The organism is Pueribacillus theae (genome assembly GCF_003097615.1).
Classification (GTDB): Bacteria; Bacillota; Bacilli; order Bacillales; family UBA6769; genus Pueribacillus; species Pueribacillus theae.
The window spans coordinates 1-1,653 of the sequence record NZ_QCZG01000101.1 but is presented as its reverse complement, the minus strand read 5'-3'; the positions used below and the strand labels follow the sequence as shown (position 1 = coordinate 1,653).

Here is a 1,653-nt window from a genome sequence, read left to right as displayed (position 1 = left end):
TTATATCCATTCCTTTCGCTTCGCTCAAGGCACAAAACGCTATGAAACAATTGTGCCTCGAGCGTTATTTTTATTATTCTAAAGTCATAGGGATAACAGTCAACTACAAATCACGTGGAGGTGAGTGGGCTGCTCTGGTTGCAGAGTGACCGCATGTTTATATGTGTAGATTGCCTTTCCAAGCACAAATAAGTGTGACTTCGAGCACGCAGACTTATCTTTGTATAAACAACTACTCGTTTATTGCTGGGCAATCAGTCAATGCTGTCTATCCCTATCATTCTCTGAAAGGATCGTTCCCTATGGCTTTAAAAATCGTATATCCCATTTGTTGTGGAATCGATGTCCACAAAACCTTTGTTGTTGCCTGTATTGCTTCAACTAACAAAGGAGTTACTACTTACAAACGCCATCGCTTTTCTACCTATACAAAAGGATTGAATGAGTTGTCACAATGGCTTTGTGAGAATAACTGTAAGGATGTCTGTATGGAATCTACCGGGAAATACTGGATTCCCGTGTTTAATGTACTTGAAGATTCCTGCAACATTACTCTGGCACATCCTAAGTACGTCAAGGCGATCCGTGGTAAAAAGACGGACCAAAAAGACGCCAAATGGATTGCTGATTTGTTTAAGCATGATCTTGTAGCTGGGAGCTTTATGCCTCCACTTGAGATTAGACAGTTACGTGACCTTATGCGTTATCGTTTTAAACTGACTAATTTTATGTCAAGTGAGAAAAACCGTCTTCAAAACAGTTTAACCGTGTCTAACATCCAACTTGGAAATGTTGTTTCAGATACCTTCGGCAAAAGCTCTATGAACATCATTGAAAAGCTCCTTAAAAATCCTTTAGACACTACTTTTGATATTGAACCTTTAATTCACGGCTCCATGAAGAATAAACTTCCTGAATTGGAACTCGCCATTGACGGATTTATTACACCAGAGCAAGCCGGGAAATTAAAGGTGATTAAACAGCATTATGAAGACCTTCTGTCTCGTAAAGCTGACCTTGAAAACATCATTCTTTCCCTTGCCGCGTCCTACACAGAGGAAATTAACTTGATCTTAACTGTTCCGTCCTTTAAGAACATCTTTTCCGCCATTGCCGTGGTTTCAGAAATAGGTGTCAATATGGACGTGTTTCCGACAGCTAAGCATTTATGTTCCTGGGCAGGACTTACACCCACCAATAACGAGAGTGCCGGCAAGAAAAAGTCAGTAAGAATTTCGAGAGCAGGCTGCTACATAAAGCCTCTTTTGGTACAGTGTGCTACCTCTGTAGTCAAAAGTGAAAAGCATCCCGAAATTCGAAACCGCTATTTGAAACTCAAAAAACGCAGGGGTCACAAACGAGCAATTATTGCCATTGCACGCATGCTTTTAACCGCTATCTACAACATTCTCAAAAAGAAAGAACCATATAATCCTGAATTATATAAAAAAGCCGACGTTCTTCCAGTAAACCGTGAAATTACGGTAGAACAGGCTATTTTATTAGCTAAAAGTCAAGGCTTTAAAGTGCTTCCGGTGGCAACTTCAACCTAATGTCTTTTTAACCAAATATTTCCATTAAAGTCATTAATAGATGGCTTGTTTTCCTATGCCCTCTTTTTCAGTGGTTGCCCGTAGGAGTTATTTCAGACTT

General features: G+C 39.9%; 1 protein-coding gene. It reads left to right on the top strand.

Going from position 1 to position 1,653, the window contains the following annotated elements:
- Window positions 1-302 precede the first annotated feature (302 nt).
- Window positions 303-1,553: an IS110 family RNA-guided transposase gene (locus DCC39_RS18835; protein WP_116556400.1), complete on the top strand. Its 1,251-nt coding sequence runs from the start codon at window positions 303-305 to the stop codon at window positions 1,551-1,553.
- The last annotated feature ends 100 nt before the right edge of the window (window positions 1,554-1,653 follow it).

Coding starts and splice junctions, on each gene's coding strand:
- DCC39_RS18835 (WP_116556400.1), top strand. CDS start 303: ATGGCTTTAAAAATCGTATATCCCATTTGTTGTGGAATCGATGTCCAC.